Source organism: Azospirillum palustre (assembly GCF_002573965.1).
Classification (GTDB): Bacteria; Pseudomonadota; Alphaproteobacteria; order Azospirillales; family Azospirillaceae; genus Azospirillum; species Azospirillum palustre.
On sequence record NZ_PDKW01000040.1, the window covers coordinates 531,622 to 558,046 of the forward strand.

Annotated in this window: 22 protein-coding genes, 1 pseudogene and 1 riboswitch; of the genes and pseudogenes, 12 read left to right on the forward strand and 11 right to left on the reverse strand. The window is 67.2% G+C overall.

Going from position 1 to position 26,425, the window contains the following annotated elements:
• Positions 1-14 precede the first annotated feature (14 nt).
• Genes CRT60_RS12290 through CRT60_RS12305 form a run of 4 tightly spaced genes read right to left on the reverse strand, consistent with a single transcriptional unit; the run spans position 15 to position 4,703 of the window.
• On the reverse strand, positions 15-737 hold the full coding sequence (locus CRT60_RS12290; protein WP_098736686.1) for an ABC transporter ATP-binding protein: 723 nt from the start codon (positions 735-737) through the stop codon (positions 15-17).
• Positions 730-2,526, reverse strand: coding sequence for a branched-chain amino acid ABC transporter ATP-binding protein/permease (locus CRT60_RS12295; RefSeq protein WP_098736687.1), 1,797 nt, complete (start codon positions 2,524-2,526; stop codon positions 730-732). Before CRT60_RS12295 ends, CRT60_RS12290 begins: the two co-directional genes overlap by 8 nt.
• A gap of 10 nt (positions 2,527-2,536) precedes the next feature.
• Positions 2,537-3,421, reverse strand: a complete 885-nt coding sequence (locus CRT60_RS12300) for a branched-chain amino acid ABC transporter permease (RefSeq protein WP_098736688.1) — start codon at positions 3,419-3,421, stop codon at positions 2,537-2,539.
• A 58-nt stretch (positions 3,422-3,479) separates the two neighbouring features.
• Positions 3,480-4,703, reverse strand: a complete 1,224-nt coding sequence (locus CRT60_RS12305) for an ABC transporter substrate-binding protein (protein ID WP_098736689.1) — start codon at positions 4,701-4,703, stop codon at positions 3,480-3,482.
• 364 nt (positions 4,704-5,067) lie between these two features.
• Here CRT60_RS12305 and CRT60_RS12310 point away from each other — a divergent pair, with 364 nt between their 5' ends.
• The 8 genes from CRT60_RS12310 to CRT60_RS12345 all read left to right on the forward strand — a co-directional run bounded on the left by CRT60_RS12310 (position 5,068) and on the right by CRT60_RS12345 (position 14,070).
• Positions 5,068-6,066 (forward strand): thiamine pyrophosphate-dependent dehydrogenase E1 component subunit alpha, encoded by a 999-nt coding sequence (locus tag CRT60_RS12310; RefSeq protein WP_098736690.1) that lies wholly within the window; start codon positions 5,068-5,070, stop codon positions 6,064-6,066.
• Between the two features lie 6 nt (positions 6,067-6,072).
• Positions 6,073-7,047: an alpha-ketoacid dehydrogenase subunit beta gene (locus tag CRT60_RS12315; protein WP_098736691.1), complete on the forward strand. Its 975-nt coding sequence runs from the start codon at positions 6,073-6,075 to the stop codon at positions 7,045-7,047.
• A gap of 25 nt (positions 7,048-7,072) precedes the next feature.
• Positions 7,073-7,876 (forward strand): enoyl-CoA hydratase/isomerase family protein, encoded by an 804-nt coding sequence (locus tag CRT60_RS12320; protein WP_098736692.1) that lies wholly within the window; start codon positions 7,073-7,075, stop codon positions 7,874-7,876.
• Positions 7,877-7,879: 3 nt separating this feature from the next.
• Positions 7,880-9,154, forward strand: a complete 1,275-nt coding sequence (locus CRT60_RS12325; RefSeq protein WP_098736693.1) for a dihydrolipoamide acetyltransferase family protein — start codon at positions 7,880-7,882, stop codon at positions 9,152-9,154.
• A 33-nt stretch (positions 9,155-9,187) separates the two neighbouring features.
• Positions 9,188-10,360 (forward strand): acyl-CoA dehydrogenase family protein, encoded by a 1,173-nt coding sequence (locus CRT60_RS12330; protein ID WP_098736694.1) that lies wholly within the window; start codon positions 9,188-9,190, stop codon positions 10,358-10,360.
• A 67-nt stretch (positions 10,361-10,427) separates the two neighbouring features.
• Positions 10,428-11,957 (forward strand): AMP-binding protein, encoded by a 1,530-nt coding sequence (locus CRT60_RS12335; RefSeq protein ID WP_098736695.1) that lies wholly within the window; start codon positions 10,428-10,430, stop codon positions 11,955-11,957.
• Positions 11,954-13,345: an MmgE/PrpD family protein gene (locus tag CRT60_RS12340; RefSeq protein ID WP_244592445.1), complete on the forward strand. Its 1,392-nt coding sequence runs from the start codon at positions 11,954-11,956 to the stop codon at positions 13,343-13,345. Before CRT60_RS12335 ends, CRT60_RS12340 begins: the two co-directional genes overlap by 4 nt.
• Before the next feature lie 65 nt (positions 13,346-13,410).
• Positions 13,411-14,070: a TetR/AcrR family transcriptional regulator gene (locus CRT60_RS12345; RefSeq protein ID WP_098736696.1), complete on the forward strand. Its 660-nt coding sequence runs from the start codon at positions 13,411-13,413 to the stop codon at positions 14,068-14,070.
• A gap of 57 nt (positions 14,071-14,127) precedes the next feature.
• Here CRT60_RS12345 and CRT60_RS37005 read toward each other — a convergent pair.
• Positions 14,128-14,268, reverse strand: a pseudogene (locus tag CRT60_RS37005) (transposase); the annotation flags it as partial.
• 62 nt (positions 14,269-14,330) lie between these two features.
• Between CRT60_RS37005 and CRT60_RS12350 the strand changes: the two are divergent.
• Both CRT60_RS12350 and CRT60_RS12355 read left to right on the forward strand, forming a co-directional pair.
• Positions 14,331-15,704, forward strand: coding sequence for an ISKra4 family transposase (locus CRT60_RS12350; RefSeq protein WP_098737006.1), 1,374 nt, complete (start codon positions 14,331-14,333; stop codon positions 15,702-15,704).
• Positions 15,705-15,738: 34 nt separating this feature from the next.
• Entirely contained in the window at positions 15,739-15,945 is a 207-nt protein-coding gene (locus tag CRT60_RS12355) for a hypothetical protein (protein WP_098736697.1), read from the forward strand.
• A gap of 397 nt (positions 15,946-16,342) precedes the next feature.
• On the opposite strand, the gene glyA is transcribed toward CRT60_RS12355, so the two are convergent.
• From glyA to CRT60_RS12385, 6 genes are all read right to left on the reverse strand, one after another.
• Positions 16,343-17,614 carry a serine hydroxymethyltransferase gene (gene glyA, locus CRT60_RS12360; protein ID WP_098736698.1) on the reverse strand — a complete coding sequence of 424 codons (1,272 nt, stop codon included), beginning with the start codon at positions 17,612-17,614 and terminating at the stop codon, positions 16,343-16,345.
• Positions 17,615-17,653: 39 nt separating this feature from the next.
• Positions 17,654-19,081 carry an L-serine ammonia-lyase gene (locus tag CRT60_RS12365; RefSeq protein ID WP_098736699.1) on the reverse strand — a complete coding sequence of 476 codons (1,428 nt, stop codon included), beginning with the start codon at positions 19,079-19,081 and terminating at the stop codon, positions 17,654-17,656.
• Positions 19,082-19,196: 115 nt separating this feature from the next.
• Positions 19,197-19,283, reverse strand: a riboswitch (glycine riboswitch).
• 296 nt (positions 19,284-19,579) lie between these two features.
• A complete protein-coding gene (gene cofC, locus CRT60_RS12370; RefSeq protein WP_098736700.1) occupies positions 19,580-20,191 on the reverse strand; it encodes a 2-phospho-L-lactate guanylyltransferase in 612 nt (203 codons plus the stop codon).
• Positions 20,192-20,193: 2 nt separating this feature from the next.
• Entirely contained in the window at positions 20,194-20,706 is a 513-nt protein-coding gene (locus CRT60_RS12375) for a 2-phospho-L-lactate transferase CofD family protein (RefSeq protein ID WP_098736701.1), read from the reverse strand.
• 139 nt (positions 20,707-20,845) lie between these two features.
• Positions 20,846-21,643, reverse strand: coding sequence for a hypothetical protein (locus tag CRT60_RS12380; protein ID WP_098736702.1), 798 nt, complete (start codon positions 21,641-21,643; stop codon positions 20,846-20,848).
• A gap of 13 nt (positions 21,644-21,656) precedes the next feature.
• A complete protein-coding gene (locus tag CRT60_RS12385; protein ID WP_143273227.1) occupies positions 21,657-22,343 on the reverse strand; it encodes a uracil-DNA glycosylase family protein in 687 nt (228 codons plus the stop codon).
• 407 nt (positions 22,344-22,750) lie between these two features.
• Here CRT60_RS12385 and CRT60_RS12390 point away from each other — a divergent pair, with 407 nt between their 5' ends.
• Both CRT60_RS12390 and CRT60_RS12395 read left to right on the forward strand, forming a co-directional pair.
• A complete protein-coding gene (locus CRT60_RS12390; protein WP_098736704.1) occupies positions 22,751-23,308 on the forward strand; it encodes a recombinase family protein in 558 nt (185 codons plus the stop codon).
• Positions 23,308-26,310 (forward strand): Tn3 family transposase, encoded by a 3,003-nt coding sequence (locus CRT60_RS12395; RefSeq protein WP_098736705.1) that lies wholly within the window; start codon positions 23,308-23,310, stop codon positions 26,308-26,310. Before CRT60_RS12390 ends, CRT60_RS12395 begins: the two co-directional genes overlap by 1 nt.
• The last annotated feature ends 115 nt before the right edge of the window (positions 26,311-26,425 follow it).

A 26,425-nucleotide genomic window follows, 5' to 3' on the forward strand; every position in this document is an offset into this window, starting at 1 on the left:
CAGTTTCTACGATGCTACCCGCCCAGATAGGCCGCCGACAGCGTTGGATCGGCGGCGAGATCGGCCGCCTCACCGCTGCGCACCACCTGCCCGCGCCGCAACACGCAGCCGGCGTGGGCGACGCGCAGCGCGATGGCCGCCACCTGTTCGCACAGAAGGATGGTGGTGCGGCGCTCGCGGCAGACGGATTCGATGAAGCCGAAGATCTGCTGCACGATGACCGGCGCCAGCCCCAGCGACGGCTCGTCGAGCAGCAGGTAGCGCGGCTCGTGGATCAGCGCCGCCGACAGGATGACCATCTGCTGCTGCCCGCCCGACAGCATGCCGGCCGGCGTGTCGCGCCGCGCCGTCAGCATCGGGAACTGGTCGTAGACCCGGTCGGCGACCGCCTTGAAGCTGCCGCCCCGGTTGCGGAAATCCCAGGCGACCCGCAGATTTTCCTCGACCGACATGCGGTGGAACAGCCGGCGTCCCTCCAGCGCGTGGGACAGGCCGCGCCGCGCCCGCTCGTGCGGGGACAGCCGGGTGATGTCCTCGCCGTCGAGCCGGATGCTGCCCGCCGCCACCGGGGCCAGCCCGGAGATCGCCTTCATCAGCGAGGATTTGCCGGCCCCGTTGGCGCCCAGGATGGCGGTGATGGTCCCCGGCTCGGCCCGCAGCGAGACGCCGCGCACCGCCTGGACCGGGCCGTAGCGGACCTCCAGCCCCTGGATGTCGAGACCCGTGTTCTCAGGCATGGACGGTCTCCCCCGGATGGGTTTCGGTGCCGAGATAGGCGGCGACCACGGCCGGGTCGCGGTACATGCCGGCCATGGCGCCCTGGTAGATGACCCGCCCGCTGTCCAGCACGACGACGCGGTCGACCAGTTCGTTGAGGAAGTCCATGTGATGCTCGATCAGGATGACGCCGACGCCCTGCTCCTTCAGATGGCGGACCAGACCGCCCAGCTTGTGCAGCTCGCCTTCCGAAAGGCCGGCGGCGGGCTCGTCGAGCATGACGAGGCGCGGATTCGCCAGGATGACGCGCGACAGTTCCGTCATGCGCTGGTCGCCGTAGGGCAGGTCGCGCACGGGCGTGTCGGCGAGGTGCGACAACCCGGCCATCGCCAGGATCGCCTCGGCCCGGCCCAGCATTTCGGCGTCCTCACGCAGCGCGCCCGGCAGGTTCAGCGACGCCGCCAGCGGATTCTGCCGGTAGAGCCGGTGCCCGCCGAGCAGGACATTCTCCCGCACCGTGAAGGACGGCACCAGACGCGGGTCCTGGAAGGTGCGCAGCACGCCGCGCCGCGCCACCGCGTGGTCGGGCAGGCCGGTGAGGATTCCGCCATCGAACGACACCTTGCCGTCGGTCGGGCGGTAGATGCCGCTGATGATGTTGACCAGCGTGCTCTTGCCCGAGCCGTTCGGCCCGACGAGGCCGAGGATCTCGCCGGCCCCCAGCGTCACCGACGCGTTGTCCAGCGCGCGCAGGCCTAGGAAGCTGATGGACACGCCCTCGGCGCTCAGCAGCGGCCCGGTTCCGGCCGCGGCGCGGTGAGCCGGCGGCGGCGGCGGCAGCGCCTCCACGTCCTTGGAGAAGCGTGGGCGCGGCAGCAGCAGCCCGGCCAGCCCGCGCGGCAGCAGCACGAAGGACAGCAGCAGGATCAGGCCGTAGACCATGAACTGGTACTCGGCGAAGACCTGGAGCTTTTCCGGCAGGTAGGTGAAGACGACGGCGCCCAGGATCGGGCCGGTCAGCGTGCCCAGCCCCCCGACCACCGCCATGACCAGCGCCTCGACGGACCGGTGCAGGCCGAAGGTCTCCGGCCCGAGATAGCCGACGAGATGCGCGTAGAAACCGCCCGCGAGCCCGGCCAGCGCCGCGCTCAGCGTGTAGGCGTTGCGTTTGGTCGCGGCACGGGCGACGCCGATGCTGCCGGCGGCGACCTCGCTGACGTGGATGGCGAAGAAGGCCCGGCCGTAGGGGCTGGTGATGAAGTTGCGCAGCAGCCACACCACCCCGGCGACCACCGCCAGCGTGATCTGGAAATAGGCCACCGGGTCGATGCGCCAGCCGAACAGGGTCAGCGTGCGCAGGCCCGGCGACGGCACGCCGCTGAGGCCGACGACGCCGCCGGTCAGCGAGGTCCACTCGCGCACCACCTCGTAGAAGATCATGCCGAAGCCGAGCGTCATCATGGCGAGGTAGAACTCGCGCACCCGGCCGGCGGCGAAGGACAGCAGCCAGCCGCCCGCACCGCCCATGCCCGCCCCGGCGACCAGCGCCAGCGGCAGGGGAAGCCCCAGGTTCTTCATTAGTAGGGCCGACCCGTAGGCGCCGATGCCGAGAAAGCCTGCGTGCCCCAGAGAGATCTGCCCGGCGACGCCGGTCAGCACATTGATGCTCTGGGCCAGCAGGATATTGACCAGAAGAAAGGACCAGATCTGCACGGTGGAGCCGCTGGCGAATTCCGCCGCGACGCCGAGCGCCACGAGGAGTGCCGCGACCACCGGGGTCCGAGTGAGAAACGTGAGGGAGTTCCGCATCGCTGGCGCCTTACACCTTCGTGAATTCCTTGCGGCCGAACAGGCCCTGCGGGCGGATGGCGAGGATCACCATCAGGATGGCGAAGGCCATGCCATGTTCGGCCGCGGTGGAGACGTAGCCGCCGACCAGCTTCTCGATGACGCCGAGCGCGATGCCGCCGACCAGCGCGCCGGCCGTGTTGCCCATGCCGCCGAACACCGCCGCGACGAAGCCCAGCACCATCAGGTTGAAGCCGAAACCGGGATCGACCGTGCCGGTGATCTGGGCGACCATCACGCCGGCGATGCCGGCGAGCACGCCGCTGGCGACGAAGGACAGCACGATCACCCGGCGCACCGGAATGCCGGCCAGCGCCGCCGCGTCGGCGTCGTGCGACACCGCCCGCACCGCGCGGCCCCAGGCCGACCGGCGCAGGAACAGCTCCATCGCCACCATCAGCGTCAGCGACAGGCCCAGCACGGCGAGATACTGCGAGGACACCTGGACGCCGGCCAGATCGACAAAATCCATGCTGTCGAAGACCAGCGACGGAAAGGCGATGGCCTGCGACCCGAAGACCGTCGAGACGAAGCCCTGGAGGAAGATCCCCAGCCCCAGCGTCGAGACCACCCAGCCCATGCTGTCGCCCGCCTTCAACAGTGGGCGGATGGCGATGCGCTCGGCAATCACCATCAGCCCGCCGGCCAGCAGCACGCCGAGCGGCACGGCGACAGCCGCCGGCATCCCGGCCCCCAGCATCGCCACGGTGCCGACAGAGGCGGTCATCAGCAGCGACCCCTGGCCGAAATTCAGGGTGCGCGTGGTCCAGAAGGTCAGCGACAGCCCCATGGCGATGAGCGCGTAGACCGCGCCGACGCAGACGCCGGCGAAGATGAGTTGCAGCACGAAATGCATGGCGTCGTCCTCGTTATCCCTCTCCCGGGCGGGAGAGGGAAACCGGTCAGTCCCTGGGTCAGTCCTTGACGATCTTCAGCCCGATGTTGTCGCCGGACTTGGCGTACTCGAAGATCGCGACGTCCTCCGGCGCGATGGCGTGGTGCTTGGCCGCCGAGAAGGAGTAGGTCGCGTTGACCCCGCGCAGGCCCTGGATGCCCTCGATGGCCGTCGCGATGGCCTTGGGATCGGTCGAGTTGGCGCGCTTGATGCCTTCGAACAGCACGTCGGCGGCGTCGTAGGCGTTGCTGACCGACAGCGACATGAAGATCTGCGGGCGCTGCGGGTCCTTGCCCCACCAGCGGTCGGTGCCGTACTTCGCCTTGTAGGCGTCGGCGAAGCCCTGCGCCGCCGGGTTCAGCGTGTCCTCGCCGAAGACGTAGACCATCGACCCGCGCGTGCCGACCACCAGATCGCCCGCCGCTTCCTGGTAGGGGATCGACAGCGCGCCGTTCGAGGCGACCAGCGGCACGTTGTAGTTCAGCCGCGCCATGGTGCGGCGGATCACCGCCAGATCGGCGCCCAGCCCGACGCAGACCACCACGTCGGCGCCGGCCCGCTGCAGGCGGGCGACCTGGGCCGTCATGTCCTGGGTGCGCTGGTTGTAGGTTTCCACCGCGACGGGGGCGGCGTTGCCCGCCGCCTTCAACTCCTTGCCGATCATGTCGGCGCCGGACACGCCGTAGGCGGTGCTTTCGTGGACCAGCCCCGGCTTCTTGAAATTCTTGGCGACGTAACGGCCGAGCACCATCGACTCGACGTCGTTCTGGAGCGCAAAGGAGAAGACGTTCGGGCGTGGCTTGCCACCGTCGGGGTAGGTGACGGTCGGGGTTTGCGCCACCGGATTCATGTAGGGGCGCCCGTCAGCGGCGGCCATCTCGATCACCGCCAGGGTCGGACCGCTGCCCGCCGGGCCGATGAAGGCAACCAGATCCTTGTTGTCGAGCAGGCGGCGCATGTTCTGCACCGCGCGGTCGGGCACCAGCTGGTCGTCGAGCAGCATCGCCAACTCGATCTTCTTCCCGTTGATGCCGCCCTTGGCGTTCCACTTCTCGATGGCAAGTTCGACGCCGCGCCGCCCGCCCTCGCCATATTCGTTGTAGGGGCCGGTGAGGGCCGAGGTCATGCCGATCTTGACGCTGTCCTGCGCGGCGGCGGTGCCGGCCGACAGGGCGATGGTGGCGGCGACGGTGGTGGTCAGGGCGGCGGCCCCGATTAGGCCAATGACGGAACGGCGGTGCATGTCAGTCCTTTCCTCCCATGAGCGGCGAGCTGTACGTTGCACGCCTTATGAAATGAACTGTGAGTCATTTTTCATGGAGACTGTATCCTGAGCGAACTGTAGGCGCAACGGCATAATTGGGAAATCTGCACTTGGTCCCGCTCATCCTCATCTACCAAGCGGGAAAAGGGCTGGCGCAGCCTAATTGATCAACTCCTTGACCGTCCATGCGGCTCCTTCGCTCCCCTCTCCGGATCAATGGGTGAGGGCTAGAGAGGGGCGAGCCCCTCCAAAACAGTTGCTTGACTGAATGCCGGTTCATGGTTCATTGTTTGCTCAACAAGCGGAGCATCGTCTCCGCGACAAGACGCGAAGGGAGGCACCCATGCCGTCATCCGCCGCACGCAACGACCGTTTCCCGCCCGACCGGCTGCTGGCGCTCCACCGCACCATGCAGTTGATCCGCGCGACCGAGACCACCCTGTCCAAGCTGTTCGCCGACAGCGAGATTCCCGGCTTCATCCATCTCAGCGTCGGGCAGGAAGCGGTGGCCGCTGGGGTGATCGGCGCTTTGGGCCCCTGCGACACTTTCGCCACTACCCATCGGGGTCATGGCCACGTCCTGGCGCGCGGCGTGGCGCTCGACCTCTTCTTCAAGGAGATCATGGGACGGGCCGGCGGCATCTGCGGCGGACGCGGCGGCTCCATGCACGTCGCCGATCTGACGCTCGGCGTGCTGGGCGCCAACGGCATCGTCGGCGCCGGGCTGCCGCTCGCCACCGGCAGCGCGCTGGCCCATCAGACGCGGCGCAGCGGCGGCGTGGCCGTCGCCTTCTTCGGCGACGGCGCCATGGCGGAAGGCGCGCTGCACGAATGCCTGAACATGGCGGCGCTGTGGCGGTTGCCGATGGTCTTCGTCTGCGAAAACAATGGCTGGTCGGAATTCTCGCCGACCTCGCGCCAGTTCGCCGCCACCCTCGACAAGCTCGGCGGCGCCTTCGGCATTCCGCACCGCCAAATCGACGGCAACGACCTCGGTGCCGTCGCCGAGGCCGCGACCGAGGTGGTGGAAGCCGCCCGCACCGGCGGCCCGCGCATCCTGGAATGCATCACCACCCGCTGGCACGGCCATTTCGAGGGCGACCCGCAGCGATACCGCAACGCCGACGAGATCGCAGCCCTGCCGGAGAACGACCCGCTGCGCCGCTCCGCCGAGGCGCTGCTCGCCGCTGGGATCGAAGAGGAGGCGCTGGCCACCCTGGTCGCTTCCGTGGACGCCGACATCGCCACGGCCCTGGAGGCCGCCCGCGCCGACGTCCTGCCCGACTTCGACGCCGCCTTCCGCGACGTCTACACGCCAACCACGCTCACCGCCGGGGCCTGAAGTCTCATGTCGAAGCCGTTGCGCTATGTGAACGCCATCGCCCAGGCCCTGTCCGACGCGATGACGGACGACCCCTCGGTGATGCTCTTCGGCGAGGACGTCGCCGCCGCCGGCGGACCCTTCAAGGCGACCCGCGGCCTGCTGGACACCCACGGTCCCGACCGGGTCCGCGACACGCCGATTTCCGAGGCCTCCATCGTCGGCGCCGCCGTCGGCGCCGCGCTGACCGGCATGAAGCCGGTGGTCGAGATCATGTTCATGGATTTCGTGGCGCTCGCCATGGACGCCGTGGTGAATCAGGCCGCCAAGGCGCGCTTCATGTTCGGCGGGCAATGCAGCGTGCCGATGGTGCTGCGCACGCCGCACGGCGGAGGCTTGAACGCAGGGCCGCAGCATTCGCAATGCCTGGAGGCGTGGTTCGCCCACATCCCCGGCCTGCGCGTGGTCTGCCCGGCGACCGTCGCCGACGCCTACTCACTGCTCCGCGCGTCCATCGAGGCGCCCGACCCGGTGGTGTTCGTCGAGAACAAGGCGCTCTACGCCCTCCAGGGCGACATCGACGTGAACGCCCCGCGCGAGATCGGCAAGGCAAGGATCGACCGGCCAGGGCGCCACGTCACCATCGTCACCTACGGCGCCACCCTCTACGCCGCCCGCGCCGCCGCCGACCGGCTGGCGCAGGACGGCGTCGAGGCGGAGATCATCGATCTGCGCTGGATCCAGCCTTGGGACGAGGAGACCGTCTTCGCCTCGGTCGCCAAGACCCACCGCGTGGTGATCGCGCACGAGGCGGTGCAGGCCTTCGGCGTGGGCGCGGAGATCGCCGCGCGCATCGCGTCGGACCTGTTCGACGAACTGGACGCCCCGGTACTGCGCGTGGGCGCGCCCTTCATGCCCATCCCCTTCGCCAAATCGCTCGAGACGGCCTATCTGCCCGACGCCGACCGGATCGTCGCGGCGGTCAAAGACACGCTCGCCTGACGGACCCACGGGAGGAACCAAGACCATGACCGCTGAAACCACCGCCGGTAACAACGCCATCCTGACGACCCGCGACGGCGCCGTGGGGACCATCACCATCAACCGTCCGGACACGCTCAACGCGCTGAACATCCCGACGCTGCTGGAGCTGGAACGGGCGCTGACCGAACTGGAAGCCGACGACGGCGTCCATGTCATCGTCGTGACCGGGGCCGGCGAGCGCGCCTTCGTGGCCGGTGGCGATATCGCCGACCTCGACAGCCGCCAGGGCCTCGCCCATTACCTGGACTTCGCCGAGGTCATCCACCGGGTGTTCCGCCGCTTCGAGACCTGCGATAAGCCGACCATCGCCGCCGTCAACGGCTGGGCGCTGGGCGGCGGGACCGAGCTGCTGCTGTCGCTCGACATCCGCATCGCCGCCGAGACCGCCAAGTTCGGCCTGCCCGAGATCAACCTCGGTCTGTTCCCCGGCGCCGGCGGCACCCAGCGCATCCTGCGCCAGATCCCGTCCTGCCGGGCGCGCGAACTGGTCTTCACCGGCGACCAGTTCACCGCCGCCGAGGCGGTGGCCTGGGGCCTGATCAACCGCACCGTGCCCAAGGCCGATCTGATGGCGGAAGCGATGGCGACCGCCAACAAGATCGCCGCCAAGTCGCCGCTGATCCTCAAGATGATCAAGCGCACGCTCCGCCATGGCGCGGAGATGCCGCTGGGCGCCGCGCTGGCCTACGAGCAGGCGATGATCGGCCTCGTGCTCGACACCGAGGATTCGCACGAGGGGTGCAAGGCCTTCCTGGAGAAGCGCAAGGCCGCCTTCACGGGGCGCTGACCGATGGTCCGTGATCTGGTGATGCCCAAACTGGGGCTGACGATGACCGAGGGGGTACTTGCCGAATGGCGAGTGCTGCCGGGCCAGCCCTTCAAGACCGGCGACGTGCTGGTCGTGGTCGAGACCGACAAGATCGCCTCGGAGGTCGAGGCCGACAGTGACGGCGTGCTGATCGAGACTACCATCCCCGCCGGCGAGACGGTGGCGGTCGGCACCCTCATCGCCCGCTGGTCTGCGGATGGATCGGGCGCGGCGCCCGCACCGGCGGACGGCGCCGCTCCGCCGACGGTCGGGACTCCCGCGCCTCCCGCGAAGAGCGGCACCACAGCGGGCACGAGGAGCGGCCCCCCGCCCGCCCCAGTCCGAGACGGCGAACGCGTCCTCTCGACACCGCTGGCACGCCGCCGCGCCCAGGCTCTCGGCGTCGATCTGACAACCGTGACCGGCAGCGGCCCACGCGGCCGCATCAAGATGGCCGACGTCGAGGCGGCGGCGCAGCGGCAGGCGTCAGCGCCCGCCGCGATGCCGGAACCGATCCGCACCCCGGCGGCGGACCCGATCGCCACACCGGCGGGCGGGCGGTCGAAGCCCAGCGCCACGCAGGCGACCATCGCCCGCCGCCTGACCGCCGCCAAGCGCGATGTGCCGCATTTCTACCTCGCCGCCGAGGCTGAGGTGTCGGAACTGATGGCCCTGCGCGAAAGGCTGAACGCCGACGCCGAACCCGGCCTGCCGCGCATCTCGATGACCCATCTCGTGCTTGCCGCCGTCGGGCGGGCGCTCGCCGCGACGCCCGACATGGATCGCGTGTGGGACGATGCCACCCCCGGCGGCGAGATCCTCTCGCTCGGCCAGGGCGACATCGGCATGGCGGTTGACACCCCGCGCGGGCTGGTCGCCCCGGTGCTGCGCGGCGGCGCCCATCTGCCGCTCGACCAGCTGGCGCGGGAAGCCGCGGCGCTGACCGAGCGCGCCCGCAACGGACGGCTGACCGGCGAGGACCTCCAGGGCGGCGCCATCACCGTGTCGAACGCCGGCATGCACAACGTCACCTTCATGTCCTCGATCATCAACCCAGGCCAGTCGAGCATCCTCGGCGTCGGCAGCGTGCGCTCCGTGTTCCGCCCCGACGAGTCGGGTGCCCCGGTGTTGAAACGTGAACTCGGCCTCGTGCTGTCGGCGGACCACCGGCTGTTCGACGGCGTCGCCGCACTGGCCTTCCTCAACCGCATCATCGCCGGGCTGGAGCGGCCGTTGCGCCTGCTTCGCGCACCCTGACCCGACGACGCCTGACCTGGAGAAGAGACTCCCATGGATTTCCAGCTTTCCGAAGAACAGCGCCTGATGATCGAGACGGCGTCGCGCGTCGGCACCGAATTCGGCCTCGACTATTGGCGCGAGCAGGACGCGAAGAAGAGCTTTCCCACCGAGGCCTGGATCGCCTTCTGCGAGGCCGGCCTCGGCGGCGTCGCCCTGCCCGAGGAGTATGGCGGCTCGGGGCTGGGCATGCTCGACATGGCCCTGGTGATCGAGGCGCTGTCGGCGGCCGGCGGCGGTTCCACCCTGGCCCAGCTCTTCATGATCAACCCGATCTTCGGCGGCGTGGCGCTGGCGAAGTTCGGCACGAGTGCGCAGAAGGACGCGATGCTGCCCGCCCTAATCCAGGGCAGGATGAACTTCTGCATGGCGCTGACCGAGCCCAACGCCGGCTCCAACAGCCTGGAGATCCGCACCTTCGCCCACGCCGACGGGCAGGGGTGGCGCCTCAAGGGTCAGAAGATCTGGATCACCGCCGTGCCCGACGCCCACAAGATGCTGGTCGTCGCCCGCACCACCCGCCTTGAGGAATCCTCCCGCCGCACCGCCGGCATCAGCCTGTTCCTGATCGACGTGGACCGCGCGGGCCTGGACCATCAGGCCATCGACAAGGTCGGCACCCACACGCTGGCGTCGAGCACCGTCTATTTCGACGACGTGCGGGTCGAGCCGGACGAACTGATCGGCACGCTCGACCAGGGCTGGCACCAGCTGCTCGACGTGCTGAACACCGAGCGGATCGTCACCACCGCCGGTCTGGTTGGCGCCGGCACCCTGGCGATCCGGCTCGGCGTCGACTACGCCAAGGACCGCAAGGTGTTCGGCGACAAGCCGGTGGCGTCCTACCAGGGCGTCCAGTTCCCGCTGGCCCAGGCCCACGCCGAGCTGCAATGCGCCCGGCTGATGAACCTGAAGGCCGCGACGCTGTGCGACCAGGGGCAGCCCTACGGCAGCGAGGCCAACATTGCCAAGCTGATCGCGGCGCAGGCGGCGGGCCAGGCGATCGAACGCTCGATGCAGGCGATGGGCGGCATGGGCTACGCCAAGGAATACCACGTCGAGCGGCTGTGGCGCGACGCAAGGCTGTTCCGCTTCGCCCCGGTGTCGGAAGAGATGGTGCTGAACTTCATCGCCATGCACGATCTCGGCATGCCGAAATCCTATTGAGCGGAAATCTTCCGAACGGAGCTGGCGGACAACGCCGGCCGCTCACGTCCCGAGGGAGGGTGACATCGTGGTGAATCTCAGCGCCTTCATCCGTTTCCACGCGCTGCGCACGCCTGACCGGCTGGCGCTGGTCTACGGCGATCGGCGGATCACCTACGCCGGTTTCCTCGACCGCATCGAACGCATGGCCGGCTTCCTGCACAGGGGCGGCGTGCGCGAGGGCGACGTGGTGGCGGTGCTGATGAAGAACAGTGCGGCCTTCCTGGAGATCGCCTTCGCGGCCAGCCACATCGGCGCGGTGTTCCTGCCGATCAACTACCGGCTGGCCGCCGCCGAGGTGTCCTTCATCACCGGCAACGCCGGCGCCAAGCTGATCTTCGCCGACGCCGAACTGGCGGCGGCGGTGGCCGACGACCCGCGCGCGGTGCTGGTGGACACGGCGGCCCAGTTGGACGGGCGCGTCCTTGCCGGAACCGCCGGCGCCGGCAAGGATGCTCCGGTCCCGCCGATGCGGGTGCGCGGCACGCAGGATCTGTTCCGGCTGATGTACACGTCGGGCACCACCGATCACCCCAAGGGGGTCATGCATTCCTACGAGAACTTCTACTGGAAATGCATGGACCACGTGACGGCGCTGGGGTTGTCGGCGCAGGACCGGCTGCTGGCGGTCGGGCCGATGTACCATGTCGGCGCATTCGACCTGCCGGGCGTGGCGGTGTTGTGGCAGGGCGGCATGATCTGCGTCCTGCGCGACTTCGACCCCGACGCCGTGCTGGCCGCCATCGAGCGGGAAAAGCTGACCGGCGCATGGTTCGCCCCGGTCATGGTGGGCCGCGTGCTGTCCCATCCGGGTCGCGAGCGCTACGACGTCTCCAGCCTGCGATGGGCGGTCGGCGGCGGCGAGCGCACGCCCGAACAGCGCATCCGCGACTTCACCGGACTGTTCGCCAACGCGCGTTACGTGGACGGCTACGGTCTGACCGAGAGCTGCAGCGGCGACACCCTAATGGAGGCGGGCCGCGAGATCGAGAAGATCGGCTCGACCGGTCGGGCGCTCGCTCATGTCGAGATCGGGATCCGCGACGAGTCCGGCACCCCCCTTCCCCCCGGCGAGGCGGGCGAGATCTGCCTGCGCGGTCCGAAGATCACCAAGGGCTACTGGAAGGATCCGGAAAAGACCGCGCGCAGCTTCTTCGGCGACTGGTTCCGCACCGGCGACGTGGGGTATCTGGATAAAGACGGATTCCTATTCCTGACCGACCGCAAGAAGGACATGATTATCAGCGGCGGCGAGAACATCGCCTCCTCGGAGATCGAGCGCGTCATCTTCCTGCTGCCCCAGGTCGTCGAGGTCGCCGTCATCGCCGTCCCGGACGAGCGCTGGGGCGAGGTTCCCGCCGCCGTAGTGGTCCTACAGGAGGGCGAAAGCCTGGACGCCGAAGCGCTGGACCGCCACTGCCGCCAGCACCTCGCCGGCTTCAAGCTCCCCAAGCGCCTGCTGATCCGCGAGTCCCTGCCGCGCAACCCGTCCGGCAAGGTGTTGAAGCGGGTCCTGCGCGACGAACTGATCCCCACCTCCCAGGAGGACGCGCCGTGACCGCTTCCGACAACCCTGCGATCCTTCCCCTGGCCTCCGCCATCGCCCGATTCGTCGCCGGCCTGACCCTGGACTCACTGCCGCCCGACGTGGTGGAGAAGGCGCGGGTCTGCCTGCTGAACGGCTACGGCATCGCCCTCGGCGGGCACGACACGCCCTACGCCCCGGTGGCGCGGGCGGCGGCGCTGGCCATGCACGGCGAACGTCATGACGGCGGTGGCGGCGGCGCCACCATGCTCGGCGATGGGCGCAGGACCGGCGTGCCCGGCGCGGCGCTGGCCGGTTCGGCGCTGTTCCACGGCCGCGCCCAGGAGGACACCTGCGGCGCCGCCCACATCGGCGCCATCCTGATCCCGCTGCTGACCGCCATGGTCGAGGCCGGACAGGGGCCGGTCGAGCGGCTGCTGCCGGCGCTGGTCGCCGGCTACGAGGCGGGCGGCCTGCTGGAGACCGCCTATTCGCCGCTGACCACGCCGGCCGGGTTGCGCGCCTCGCCGCTCTACGGCACGGTCGCGGCGGCCGCCGCGGCGGCGTATCTGTTGGACCTGCCCGAGGACCGCATCGCGGCGGCGCTCGCCAACGCCGCCTCCTTCACCGGCGGCCTCCTGCAATCCTTCGACGACGGCACCGACGAGTGGCGTTATCAGGTCGGCGTCGCCGCCGTGAACGGGCTGACGGCGGCGCAGCTGGCGGCGAACGGCTCGGTGTCCGCCCCGGGCGCGTTCGAGGGGCGGGCCGGCTTCGTCCGCGCCTTCGCCCGCACCGGCTGCGACGTCGCGGCGCTGGCGGCGAAGCTCGGAACAGTCTGGTCGATCCGCCGGGTGACCTTCAAGCCCTACCCGGTCTGCGCCTTCAACCAGACACCGGTCACCGCCGCCCTAGCCTTGCGGGACGAACTGGCGGGACGCGCCGTCCGCGCCGTGACCGTGCGCATGAATCCGTTCGAGACCGGCTACGCCGGGATGGATTCCAAGGGGCCCTTCGCCAGCATCTCCGGCACGCTGATGAGCATCCCCTTCTGCATCGCGCTGACGCTGCTGCGCGGAGTGCCGACCATGCGGACGATGACCCGCTACGACGACGCGGCGGTCAACGCCCTGGTCGCCCGCGTCGACCTGATCGCGGACGAGAGCGTCGCCCGCCTGTGCTGCGCCATCGAGGCGACGCTGGACGACGGCACGGTCCTGACCCGGCGGCAGGACATGACGACCGACGATTTCGCCTTCTCCTGGGACGAGGTCGGCGCGCTGGTCCGCCGCATCGGGGGCGAGACCGGGGTGCCATCCGAGGCCTACGACCGGATCGAAGGCTTCGCCCGTGCCTTGCCCCGCGCGAACATCGGAGATCCCTTGGCGGCCTTCTCCTATTTGCCGCACTCCGCACGCTAGTTTCTCTCGTTAAGCGGGCGGGGAACAGCTAGATCCGGATCAGGAACCAAGAGGTAGGAACGAGGATGGCAATGGCCCGGACGGCGACAGGAAAGAAGACCAGGGTGCAGCGGTCGGAAGAGGTGCGCGATGCGTTGTTCCAGGCCGCAGCCGAAGTGGTCGGCGAATATGGCTACGTCGACGCATCAATCACCCGGATAACCCAGCGGGCCAATCTGGCACAGGGCACATTCTACAACTACTTCGCCTCGCGTCAGGAAATCTTCGACGAGTTGCTGCCGGTGCTCGGCGCCAAGATGCTGGCCCACATCCGCCAGCAGGCCGGCGGCGCCAGAACCTTCCTGGAGAAGGAGGAGCTGTCGTTCCGTGCCTTCTTCTCCTTTCTCAAGCGGATGCCTTATTTCCTGCGCATCCTCAACGAAGCCGAAATCTTTGCGCCCAAGGCGCACCGCCAGCATTTCCGCAACATCACCGCCAGCTACCTGCGCTTCCTGCAGAAGGCCCGCGCCGCCGGCGAGATCGCCGATCTCAGCGACGATTCCCTGGAGCCGCTCATCTACATGCTGGTCGCCACGCGCGGTTATCTTGCCTTGCGTTACACCAACGAGAATGGTGTGGTCAATCTGCCGGAGGAGGCGGTCACAGTCTATCTCCAGCTTCTGTCGAACGGGTTGATTGCGCCAAGTCTCGTGCCCATCAACATTGAGGGCAGAAAAGAGCCTTGATTTCGGGGCGGCCGTGTCCCGCCAGGTGGTGTCCGAGACGTGAGGCCGCCCCGCCGGTGTGCTCTCCATAGCTGTCGCAGGCGGGCCGTCCGTCCTGGCCAGCGCTGACGCGCCCTCCAGATTGGCGCTGCGCCGGGAGAGAGTCGTGTGATCCGGGACTGGCAGTTCCAGGCCGAGCAGACGCATAAGGGAGCCGAGACCGTCGCAAACCTGGGGGGAGAATGGTACGGCGTGTCCGGATGGCCGCGGTCGGGGGCACGATGAAGTGGCGGGTCATGGCTGAGGTCACGGGCGAGGATGGTGCGGTGACGCGTCACGTGATCTCCGAGGGTGAGCGCACCGAAGTCGGTCAGGCGGCGACGCTCGGGCTGAGCTTGGCTGAGGGCAAGGCAACCCTGTCCGGCCTGCAGCGCGTCCTGGTCACCGCCCAGGCCGACACGCACTGTCGCCGCCGTCGCCAGTGCAGCCACTGTGGGGCATTGCGCCCGCTCAAGGACCACCGCACCCGCACATTGGTGTCGCTGTTCGGCACGGTGGAGGTGCGCGCGCCCCGCTTCGGCCCCTGCCACTGTGGTGTGGCCTGCCGGCGCAGCCTGACCCCGGTCGCGGAGATGATGCCCGATCGCTGCACTCCGGAGTACGAACGCGTCCTGGCCGAGATGGGCAGCGCGCTGCCGTACCGGCGGGCGCGGGCGCTGCTGGCCGATCTGCTGCCCTTGGATACGGCTCCGGATGTGGAGACGATCCGCCGGCGCACACTCCAGGTTGGGGCTCGGCTCGAACGGGCGGCGCTGGTTCCGCCGGACGAGGGATCGCCGGCCCCGGCGCAGGCGATCACGCTGGCCATCGACGCGGGGCACGTGAAATCGGTGCGGACCTACCAGATGCGCTCGTTCGAGGTGATGATCGCCCGGGCGGCCAAAGATGAGGGTCAGGAGGTGGTCTTCGGCAGCATGCCGGCCGAGGCTGACCGCCAGGTGAAGCAGCTTCATCACGTCCTGCGCCGTCTGGGAGCGACGGCGAGCACGCCGGTCACCATCCTCAGCGACGGCGCGGAAGGCCCCCGGTCCTTGGCCGGGGCGGCCAGTTGCGGCCCGGTGCGCCACGTCCTCGACTGGTTTCATCTGTCGATGCGGGTCCAGCATGTGGCGCAAGCGGTCAAGGGCTGGACAGCGGCGGAGCCGGCCGCCGCGGAGCGGACGGTGCCCCTGGCCGACGCTGTCTCCCGCGTCCGCTGGCGGCTCTGGCATGGCCAGACCGAGCGGGCGCTGGGCTTGATCGGTGACACCCTGACCGACCTCGACGCCCTGTTGGATACCGCCGACGACCGGCAGGTCCGGAAAGTGGCTACGCTGCTGCGCGCTCTGGAGATCTATGTCGTCGGACAGGCCAACCTGATCATCGACTATGCGGCCGCCCGCGGCCGGGGCGATCCCATCTCCACGGCGACGACCGAAAGCACGGTCCAGCGCCTGCTGCACCGGCGCATGGGCGCCAATCAGCAGATGCGCTGGTCCCCGCGTGGCGCTCACCGCATGCTGAAGGTCCGCACCGCAGTGATGAACGGGACATTCGCCGCGGATCACGCCGCCGCCGAGCCATACGCCGGCCGCCCCTTCCGCCCCGCGGCGTGAAGGCCCCCCAGGTTTGCGACGGTCTCGTACGCGCATGGTCAAGGACATCGCTTCAGGCCCAGGCTGGACAGCGGCAGGCGATCTCAGTGATGTTGGCGGCCGGCTTGCCTACAGCGCTCTCGATCTTCAACAGAACCGGGTGCTCTTCTCGTTCGATCCGGCTTCCTTGAGTGTCGATCGGATCGGCAGAGCCGATGTCTTGGATGCATCCTACGACCCGAAGGCCATCGTTTCGATTTGAGATGGAGACGGTCGGCACACTGTTCAGCGGAGCCAGCCACGCCCGCATGCGTCGTGACCTTCACGAAAAGGATCCCGGCATCGCGGTGCCTGGACTGGACGATGATCCGCCGGTGGCCGGTTCCGTCGCCGGTACCGGCCGCGTTGGATGCCGTAACAGGCCTTAGCTCAAACTCCGGCTTGGGCAGGCGGCCGTCCCCACAGGGATGGTGTGGCAACGGCGGCCGAGCGGCTCGGCCCCAAGCATCAAGGGGGATAGCCATGCACCACCATGCCGGGATCGATGTCTCGTTGGAACCGAGCGGCGTGTGTGGTTTCACCTCGTCCAAGGCGGTCGGGGGCGCGCTTCGGGCCGACGCCAATTGCAATTGCCGCCGTTTTGCGATGGGCTCCATTCTTCAACGGGCATAGATCGGGAAGGCACGGCAGAGTTCCAGGACGCCTTGGCGGGCGATGGTCTCGGCGGTGCTGTTGTCGTCCGGGTTGCGCGCCAGACCGTCCAGCACGTCGGCGATCAGGGACGCGATGCGGGCAAACTCGGCCGCTTCGAACCCGCGCGTGGTGCCGGCCGGCGTTCCCAGCCGGATGCCGGAGGTGATAGCGGGTTTTTGCAAATCGAAAGGGATGCCGTTCTTGTTGCAGGTGAGATGCGCGCGCTCGAGGCTGGCCTCCGCCGCCTTGCCGGTCACCCCGTGGGAGTGCAGGTCAACAAGGACCAGATGGGTGTCGGTGCCACCGGTGACGAGATCGTAGCCCCGCGCCTTCAGCGTCTCGGCCAGAACCCGCGCGTTGGTCACCACCTGGGCGGCATAGGTCCTGAACTCCGGCATCAACGCTTCGCCGAACGCGACGGCCTTGGCGGCGATGATGTGCATCAGCGGCCCGCCCTGGAGGCCAGGGAACACGGCCGAATTGATCTTCTCCGCCATTGCCTCGTCATTGCACAGGATGATTCCGCCGCGCGGCCCGCGCAGCGTCTTGTGCGTGGTCGACGTCACGACATGAGCGTGCGACAGCGGGTTTGGGTGGACGCCGCCGGCGACGAGACCAGCGACATGCGCCATATCCACCATCAGGTAAGCACCGACGCGATCCGCAATGGCCCGGAAGCGGGCAAAGTCGATGACCCGCGGAACGGCTGATCCGCCTGCGATGATCAGCTTTGGACGATGTTCGGTCGCCAGCGCTTCGACCTCAACATAGTCGATCAGGCAATCGTCCCGGCGCACGCCGTAGGACACCGCCTTGAACCATTTTCCCGACAGCGTCGGGCGCGCACCGTGCGTGAGATGGCCGCCGGCCTCCAGCGACATGCCGAGGATGGTGTCGCCCGGCTGGAGGAGCGCCAGCAGCACCGCTCCGTTGGCTTGCGCCCCGGAATGCGGCTGAACGTTGGCGTAGCCGCAGCCGAACAGTTGCTTGACGCGGTCGATTGCCGTCCGTTCGATGGTGTCGGCGTGCTCACAGCCGCCGTAATAGCGGTGGCCGGGATAGCCTTCGGCGTACTTGTTCGTCAGAACCGTTCCCATCGCCTGCATGACCGCCGGCGAGACGATGTTCTCCGAGGCGATCAGCTCAATCTGATCGCGCTGCCGCTTCAGTTCCGCCTGGATCGCTGCGGACACAACCGGGTCGTCCGTGCCAAGGGCACGGTCAAAAAGGCCAGTCATTGTGGAGTCTCCCGAAAGCCGGCAAGCCGGCGGTTGTTCTCAGCAGGCGACGACGTTCACGGCCAGTCCGCCCAGGCTGGTTTCTTTGTATTTAGAGCGCATGTCCTCACCGGTTTGGCGCATGGTCTCGATGACGGCGTCGAGCGGCACGAGATGCGTTCCGTCGCCGCGCAACGCGAGGCGTGCCGCGTTGATCGCCTTCACCGCACCCATCGTGTTGCGTTCGATGCACGGCACCTGGACCAAGCCACGCACCGGGTCGCAGGTCAGGCCGAGATTGTGTTCCATGCCGATTTCGGCGGCGTTCTCGACCTGCTCGGCGGTACCGCCGAGGACGGCGGCCAGCGCGCCGGCCGCCATCGAACAGGCGACTCCAACCTCTCCCTGACACCCCATTTCGGCCGCAGAGATCGAAGCCCGCTTCTTGTACAGCGCGCCGATGGCGGCCGCCGTCAGGAGGAAGGTTCGGGAGTCGTTGCGGTTCGCGCCGGGGTGAAACGTCTCGTAGTATTTGAGAACGGCCGGGATGATGCCGGCAGCCCCGTTGGTCGGGGCCGTGACGATGCGCCCGCCGGCCGCGTTCTCCTCGTTGACCGCGAGGGCGTAAAGGCTGACCCAATCGAGCGCGTGCAACGGATCGGCGAGCTGGTTCCCGGCGGCGCACAGGGCGCGGAACAGACCCGGTGCCCGGCGTCGGACGTTGAGCCCGCCCGGCAATATCCCTTCGCTGCCGCAGCCACGTTCGATGCTCGCCATCATGGCGTCGCGGACCCGGTCAAGGAAAGCAAAGGTTTCGGTGTCGTCACGCCGCGAACGCTCGTTCTCCAGCATGATCTCCGCAATGGACCGTCCGGTCCGCCGTCCGCAATCCAGCAGTTCCGCCGCCGACGCGAACGGGTGGGGGGTCCGCAAGTTGTGGTCGGCCGCCGGCTGCAGGGCGTCGTCGCGACAGACGATGGCGCCGCCCCCGACCGAGCAGTATTCGCGCTCGAGAAGCGGGACGGCGCGATCAAAGGCTTTCAGGCGCATGCCGTTCGGATGTGCGTCGAGGATCTGGTCGTAGCGGAAGACAAGGTGTTCTTCTTCACGGAAGGGGATGGGGAACCGTCCACCGATCGGCAGAAGCCCACTGCTGCGGATCTGTTCAACGATGAGGTCGACCGCATCCGGATCGACGGTGTCGGGAAGGCACCCGGACAATCCCAACAGGACCGCGATGTCGGTGCGATGTCCCTTGCCGGTCAGCGCAAGAGAGCCGAACAGTTCCACGGATACTGCGGTCACCCTCGTCGCCTCGTCGGAGGCAAGCAGCTCCGTTACGAACCGATGCGCCGCCCGCATCGGGCCAACTGTGTGCGAACTCGATGGCCCGATGCCGATCGAAAAACATTCGGTAACGCTGATCGGGGCGTCCGATACCGAACGGAGAGGTTTTCCGGAAGCTGATGTGGTGTTTGCGTTCGACAAGGCGCTCCTCCTGACGTGGCCCTTGCAGCCAGTCGATTTGGTGCCCCTCTGTCTTTTCGCCTGAGAGCGTTATCCCGTCGGCGGACGCAGAATGCGCCTCTTTCCAGAGATCGTATACATCGTCGCGGTCCTTTTGCCTGAGAGTTTCCGGGGCGGTTGCTCCTTCGGCGCCGGCGTGGCCGGTCTCTCCCGCGCGATGTTGGCCTGATGGCCCGGCTTTTCTCTTGAAGTGTCGTCCGTTGACAGCGCGGATCGCAAGGCCAAGCTGCTTTGTTGGTTGCGGCCTACGTCAACGGATGCATACAAACCGTATTTCTGATAAATTGGCTGGTCAAGCATTTTCTCCGCCACAGAATTCCAGATACCGCGCCCGCCCCGGATGTCGCCGCGCAGCGTCGCCTGAATGCCGGCTCCGTTGCGTGCGGGCGCGTCCCAAGTGCCGCTCCCGATCGCATGAATTTTCGAGCCGACCACTGCTCCAGGGGAAGCTCGTTGGGGCTACCTCGATGTCCGCGCACGCCAGCCGATAAGGTCCTCCGGACGATCAATGTCGAAGGCGAGGTCCGGATCGCGACGGATCACCGTGGACAACCCCGCCTGCTCGGCAGCCCCGCGGTGAAGCTGAAGGCTGCCCGCACCGTAGGAGTATCGTTCCAGGGCCGGTGGGGTCTGGAACAGCAGGTTCGTTCCGAAACCCGTGCGATCGGAGACCAAGACGCAACGCGTTTCGGCCCGGCTGCGATGGTCCGCGATCACGCGCCGGATGGCCGATGCTGTTGCCAGCGGGAGATCGACAGGCAGGATGAGAACGCCGGTCGCTCCGCGGCCGCGGGCCACGCGGCTCGCCTGTTCCAGCGCGCCGTTGAGGTCGCAGCCCGGTTCCTCGGGCAGCGCAACCATGGAGCGACGGGCGGCAAGCGTCAGAACCTCCTCACTGCGGCTGACCACGATCGTCGCGCTCGTCCCCGCCAGTTCCTCCGCCACCGCCAGGGTGCGCCGCAGGAACATCCCGTTGAGAGTGCGCCTTTCTTCGGGCGAGAGCAGAGGGCGAAGCCGGCTCTTGCCCTCCTCCAGCGGCTTCACCGGTACGATCACCGTGAGGCAGCGCATGGTCACACTCCCCGCACCGCCGCGAGGCAGTCTCGGGCCAGACGCTCCTTGTCGTCGTGATCGCGCATGATGGTGCGGGTGACGACCGGCCGGATGCCGAGCCGCGCGATGTCGGCCGTCAGCCCTCCGTCCGCCTCGTCGATGACGAGCGCATCGATCAGGCCTTCGTAGAAGCGCGCGACGGAAACCGGCGACACCTCCTGTCCGAGTTCCCGCAAAATCTTGGCCGCCGGCCCCTTGATGGCTTGCCCCCCGACGATGGGCGACACGGCGGCCACGGGAGAGCGCCGGCCTTCCAGCCAGCCGCGGACGGCGGGCATCGCCAGCATGGGGCCGATCGACAGGTATGGGTTTGAAGGGCAGAGAACGACGCCCTCCAGGTCCGGCCGTTCCATCAGATCGAGGAAGGACGGGGACGGACGCGCGCCCTGCCCTCCCGCATACTCAAGGGAGTCCAGTGTCGGCTCGCAGCGCAGACGGACGAAATAGTCCTGGAAAGGCAGCGTCCGAGGGATGCGAGTAGCAGCGGAACAGAAAACCTAGGTAAGGGGTATTATTGGCATCTGGAGCTTTTCCCTGAGGCACAGTCGGAGTTTGCCCTAGGCGAAGACCCTTGCTTGCTCTGCCACTACACTGCCGCCTGATATCACCCGATCACTGTTGCTCGCGCACCCAAAGGCGGCTCATATGGATGGCCAGCTTTTCCGGGTCGATGCGGAGGGCGTGCGCTACTGCCTGCACCTCACTCAAATTTCCAGACCACCGTCCGGACAGCCACTCCGTAGGCAGGTTGGCTTCAGCACCAGGGAACGCCGCCAGAGCCGCCAGCAACTGTGTGAGCGATGAAGCCGTTTCGAACTCGATATAATGGGAAGTGGTGTCAGGCGTTGGTCTGAAACCCCGCTTTTTTAGTAGCCAAGCCGCAGCTTCGGCCCAATTGACCACCACCTTGCCGTCTTCGCGGTGGGATGCCAGTTCTTTGGCACTCAGGGCATTTCGAACGGCGCCCTCTCTCATATCGGCCAGTAGCGCCAGTTCTCGGACGGAAAACACGGCAGTTGATCGCTGGTTCGGGTCCGATAGCTTTTGCCGAGCCCGGAACATGTCCAGCACTTGGGTCGTCAGTGGGTCCTCGGGCCAGGCCGCGGGCTCGCCGTAAGCATTGGTCCGTGGAACCAGATCGATGAAAGACGCCAAAGCCGATTCCTCAAAGTCCCCACTGGGCTCCAGGGCGCACAACCCCATGGCGAAGTCGTACATGAGCAACAGGGGCATACCGTTCCCAAACTGGGTCAGGTCGACCTTTTCCGGCTGATCGTCTGCATAATCCCCTTCGGCCGAGAAGCCCGCGAAAGCAACGGCGGCATCCTCCCCTTTCAGTCGGGCGAGGTGGTCAGCGATCAGGAGAATTCCCTGCTGCAACTCGCGAACATAGTCTTCGCGGCGGATCATTGCGGCTGTCTCCTCAGGCGGCAAATAGGCGAGCAAAGTGGAACTTCAACCGGTTGACGGCGGGGTCTCGAAGGCCCTTGGAGGGATGAAGGACGATGAATGCCTCGACGTTGCCTGATAGGTACGGCAGCGACAAGGCGCTGTGGCCGAAGTAAACGGCTTGGCTGCTGCCGTTCGGCCCCAGGATGGTTTCGCCTTGTGTCACGACACGAGCCTTGTGGGCACCAAGGAAAGCATCGTAGGCGGCCTTGCCGCCAAACAAGATGGCGCGAGGGCCAATATAGCTGATCAGCCGAGCCAGATGCGGAGCGGTTTCCTTGGCGGCTACAGGAACACGGATGCCCAGGCTTTGCATGTTGGGGGACCGGCGCCAGATCACATTGCTGCCCTGCACGGTCCGAATTCCCTCGGGCGATGAAACACCCAGTGCTCGCTGAAGCAGGCGACCAATGTTCTGCGATGTCGGCCCATAGCCCTCGATGTACTCGCTGCCGCCCGCGGCCACGTCGACCAATTTAAAATTGTCGGCGGAGCCGCCCGGATTGAGGCCGAGGACCATCAGAGGGCAAGGGCAAATGGGAGAATAGTTGATCGAGTAATCGGCCCTGTTGTTGAGGCCGGTCGCGGCTCGCCATTGCGTATCAAGATCGGCGAGAAATTGATTGGCTGCAGGCAGGAGTGAGCGATCCAAAGAGAACATGATGGAGGGCCTCGAATGTGAGTGGGTGCCGTCTTTCCGGGCTGTCACGCTTCACCCTGCGTTCGGGAAAAGGTCACCGCCCAAGGTGAAGGCAGCCCTCTTTGCTGACGTTTCTTGCGCGACTATCAGCTGCGCGCTAGGCGCTACCACCGCCATGCGGTAATGGTATAATTCATATCATATTCAGCGGTCAAGAAGAATATGATGCTGCTGTTATCATTAATATCATGATGACCAAGTGTCCAGATGACCCGTCCAGCAAGCGAGCGTCATCGCCATCTCAATGTAATGTTAGGGTATACCCATACGATACGGCGTCGTGAGACAATTCTCAGCGTCTCATTTGGATGGATTTCGCCTGAGTGAGACGTTACCGTTTGCTGGTTTAGAAGCAAACGAGACGATTCATGGCGATCTACGGCTACGCCCGCGCCTCCACGCTGGATCAGGACGTGGCGATCCAGGAGGAGGCGCTTCGCCAAGCCGGCTGCGAAGTCATCCGCTCTGAGAAGGCGAGTGGCACGACCCGTACCGGCCGGTCGGAGCTCGCCTTGCTCCTCCAGTTCCTACGCCCCGGTGACACGCTGGTGGTCACCCGCGTCGATCGCCTGGCACGCTCGATCAAGGATCTCCAGGACATCGTGCATGAGCTGCGCGCCAAGGGGGTCGCCCTGAAGGCGACCGAACAGCCCATCGACACCACAACCTCGGCCGGCAAGGCATTTCTCGACATGCTCGGCGTGTTCGCCGAGTTCGAAACCAACCTGCGCCGGGAGCGCCAGATGGAGGGCATCTCGCGCGCCAAGGCCAAGGGAGTCTACAAGGGCCGCAAGCCATCGATCGACCCGGCGGAGGTCTGGCGCTTGCGGACCGAAGAGAAGCTGGGACCAACCGCCATCGCCCAGCGACTCGGGATCGGGCGCGCGTCCGTCTATCGGGTGCTCGCTGGTGCCGACCGACCCTGATGCCGGTCAGCTTTCTCACCCCGGAACAAGAAGGGCGGTACGGCCAGTTTCCGGCCGAAGTGTCTGCCGAGCAGTTGGCCCGGTTCTTCCACCTTGATGACGCAGATCGCGTGTTCATATTGGCGCACCGCGGCACCCACATGCGGCTTGGTTGCGCCGTTCAGCTCGGCACGGTGCGGTTTCTCGGAACGTTCCTTGAAGATCCAGGCAAGGTACCGCCGGGTGTCATCGGCTTCCTTGGCGACCAACTTGGCGTGCCAGTCAACGGAGCGCTCGATGCGTACCGGGCCAGCCAATGGCGTTGGCGTCACCCGGTTGAAATCCGCAAACGCTATGGCTACCGGGATTTTTCGGACTCCGCCGCGCAATGGCGCCTCCAGCGATGGCTCTACGCGCTGTGCTGGACGGGGACAGACCGGCCGACGGCCCTGTTCGACCAAGCGACGGCCTGGCTGGTAACGCACAAAGTGCTGCTGCCGGGGGCGAGCGTGCTCGAACGGACCGTCGCGCGGGTGCGGTCTCGTGCCAACAGCCGCCTGTGGCGCCTGCTGGCGGCCCGGATCACGCCCGAGCAGAAGGCGCGGCTTGACGCTCTGCTGGTGGTGCCGGAGGGTGGGCGACAGAGCCCGATGGACCGGCTCCGCTCGGGGCCGACCCTGCAAAGCACCAACGAATTGGTGCGCGCGATTGAGCGCCTCGACGAGGTACGGCACCTCGTGGCTGGTCTACCGCTCACCAGCCATCTGCCGAAAGTCCGCATCATGTCTTTGGCGCGGTTCGCCGGCGTCGCCAAGGCCCAGGCGGTCGCCCGGTTGCCGGACGAGCGCCGCGCCGCCACCCTGCTGGCGTTCATTCGGACGCTTGAGGCGAGCGCGCAGGACGATGTGCTCGACCTGTTCGACCTGCTCGTCACCCGGATGTTCGTCGATGCCGTCCGTAAGGGCCGGGAGGCGCGGTTGCGCAGCCTGGGCGACCTTGACGCTGCCGCCCGCATCCTGAGCAGGGTCTGTGCTTTGGTGCTCGACGGTGATGTTGGCGACAGTGATCTGCGAACCGCCGTTTTCGGGGCTGTGCCGCAAGCCGCCCTGGAAGCCGCCGTGGCTCAAGTGGACAGCCTGACCAAGCCGCCGGACGATCCCTATCTCGACGAACTTATGGCGCAGCACCGCCGCATCCGGCGTTTCCTACCGCACTTCGTGCGTGTGGTCGGCTTGGGCGCCATGCCGACTGGCCGGCCTGTGCTGAAGGCTCTGCACCACCTCCGGACGGTTGGGGAGGGCAATGCACGCGGTGCGCCGTGGCCCACGGAGTTCGTGCCGAAGTCTTGGGAACGCCGGGTGATCCGGAACGGCGTCCTTGACCGGCGCGCCTGGACCCTGTGTCTGGTCGATCGGCTGCGCGGCGCGCTCCGTCGCCGCGACGTGTTTGCGACGCCAAGTCTGCGCTTTGCCGACCCCCGCATCGGCCTGCTCGACGGCGCCGCTTGGGAGGCCGCGCGGCCAACCGTCTGCCGCACGCTGGGAAAGTCGCAGAATGCGGGTGAAGAGATCGATCAACTGACCGAGCGGCTCGATCAGGCGTTCCGAACGGTGACCGACAACCTTCCTCAAAATGCCGGCATCCGCCTCGAACGGAATGGCACCGACGAGGACCTGGTGCTGACCGGCCTCGACCGCCTCGACGAGCCGGCCAGCCTCGTTGCTCTGCGGGAGGCCGTGACAGCGCGCCTGCCGCGTGTCGATCTACCGGAATTGCTGCTGGAAATCGATGCCCGGACCGGCTTCGCTGGCGCCTTCACCCATGCCAGCGAAGCCGAGGCGCGGGCGCAGGATCTGCCGACGACGCTGTGTGCCATGCTGCTGGCCGAGGCATGCAACACCGGCCTGGAACCGCTGGTGCGCCCGGACCTGCCGGCGCTCCGGCGGTCGCGCCTGAGCTGGGTTCGGCAGAATTATCTGCGGGCAGAAACCCTGACCCTGGCCAATGCCCGCCTTGTCGCCGCCCAGAACGGCATCGACTTGGCGCGGCGGTGGGGCGGCGGCGATGTCGCCTCCGCCGACGGGCTGCGCTTCGTGGTACCGGTGCGCACCATCCACGCCGGCCCCAACCCGAAGTACTTCGGCTCCGAACGCGGCGTCACCTACTATAACCTCGTGTCCGACCAGTTCACCGGCCTGAACGCCATTACCGTGCCCGGCACTCTGCGCGACAGCCTGGTGCTGCTGAGCGTCGTGTTGGAACAGGAGACCGATCTGGAGCCGACCGAGATCATGACCGACACCGGCGCCTACACGGACGTGATCTTCGGCATCTTTTGGCTGCTCGGCTACCAGTTCAGCCCGCGGATCGCCGATGTCGGCGGCGCCCGATTCTGGCGGACTGATCCGGCGGCCGACTACGGCCCCCTCGACAAGCTGGCCGCGCACAAGGTGAGGACGGGCCTCATCGCCGAGCATTGGGACGATCTGTTGCGCCTGGCCGGCTCGCTCAAGCTGGGCCTCGTGCAGGCCGGCGGGCTGATGCGGACGCTCCAGACGAACGACCGGCCAACCCGGCTGGCACGGGCGCTGGAGGAACTGGGCCGAATCATCAAGACGCTCTATCTGCTGGCCTACATCGACGACGAAGCCTATCGCCGCCGCATCCTCACCCAGCTCAACCGAGGTGAGGGCCGCCACCAACTCGCCCGCGTCGTCTTCCATGGCAAGCGGGGCGAACTGCGTCAGCGCTACCGGGAAGGTCAGGAGGACCAGCTCGGCGCCCTTGGTCTGGTCGTCAACGCCATCATCCTGTGGAACACGATTTACATGGACGCCGCGCTTGACCAACTGCGAATGGAAGGTTTCGACGTTCGCAACGAGGACGTGGCCCGCCTGTCGCCGCTCGCCCATGAGCACATCAACATGCTTGGCCGTTACGCCTTCACCCTGCCCGAGCCAGTGGCTCGGGGTGAACTGCGGCCACTGCGCAGTCCGGTGGCCTTGGCCTATGAGGACGCCTGAATGGTAACGCCGTCAGCCAGCATCCGCCGCGGCCTTACCTAGGTTTTCTGTTCCGCTGCTACTCGGCCCCCAAAATGCAAATGATCTGAAATAGAAAAACCTAAGCCTGCACCTC